The organism is Brevundimonas sp. UBA5936 (assembly GCA_002430835.1).
Taxonomy (GTDB): Bacteria; Pseudomonadota; Alphaproteobacteria; order Caulobacterales; family Caulobacteraceae; genus Brevundimonas.
The window spans coordinates 1-745 of sequence record DJDA01000013.1 but is presented as its reverse complement, the minus strand read 5'-3'; the positions used below and the strand labels follow the sequence as shown (position 1 = coordinate 745).

The 745-nt window shown below is 71.1% G+C and carries 2 protein-coding genes; one reads left to right on the top strand and one right to left on the bottom strand.

Annotated elements, in window-relative coordinates; translation table 11 throughout:
* Window positions 1-159 (top strand): hypothetical protein (locus B2Y21_RS15915; protein ID WP_414632848.1); only part of this gene is annotated, 159 nt, incomplete at its 5' end.
* A gap of 116 nt (window positions 160-275) precedes the next feature.
* Here the strand turns inward: B2Y21_RS15915 and B2Y21_RS01000 are convergent.
* Window positions 276-745: hypothetical protein (locus tag B2Y21_RS01000; RefSeq protein WP_292056094.1), on the bottom strand; the 470-nt coding region annotated here is incomplete at its 5' end.

Sequence of the window (745 nt, the reverse complement as noted above, 5' to 3'; positions counted from 1 at the left end):
ATCGTGGGTCGTCTGATCCCTGCCGGTACGGGCTCTTACCTGCGCAGCCTGCAGAAGATCGCCAATGAGCGTGATGCTGAGCTGACCCAAGCCCGCGAAGATGCGGTTGAGCCGCTTCCCGCGGATCTGGCCCTGGAGCTGGAGCAGTCGGCCGACTGATCCGGGTCTCGGCAAAGACTGAAGAGGGCGGCGTCGAAAGGCGCCGCCCTTTTTGCTTGGTCTGCCGTGCTTTGCGCTGTTTGCAGCCGTTGGGCGTGCGTGAGCTGAGAGGGGGCCTACTGCGGCCGCATCGGCTCGCGCGGACCGGCGGCGCCGGGCGTCATCGGGCGGCCGGAGGCCGGGGCGCCGTCGCGGCGGGTCTGGACGTTGCGGTTGGAGTCCATCTGCATCGAGGAATCCAGGTGGGCGCCCGCGCAGCCCGTGCCGAAGTTGGAGCCGGGGCAGTCTTGTGGCGCCAGAACGCCGACGCCGCCGCTGAGCGGACGTCGCTGGGCTTCGTAGCGCTGCATCTCGCGCGCGCCTTCGCGGGCGAAACGGGCGTCGCGCTCGGCGTGGCCGGTGCCGGTAATGCGGCCGTTCTCTGCGCCCTGCGCCGCGCGGGCGTTGAAGCGTTCGTCGCAGATGATCTCTTCCCCGCGTCGCAACAGTTGGCCGGCGGGACAGCCGGCGGGCGAGGTGCGCAGCGCGCGCGCGTTGCGCCCGGCCTGGCCCTCAGGCGTCACCCGCCAGGCGTCGGACACGCCGT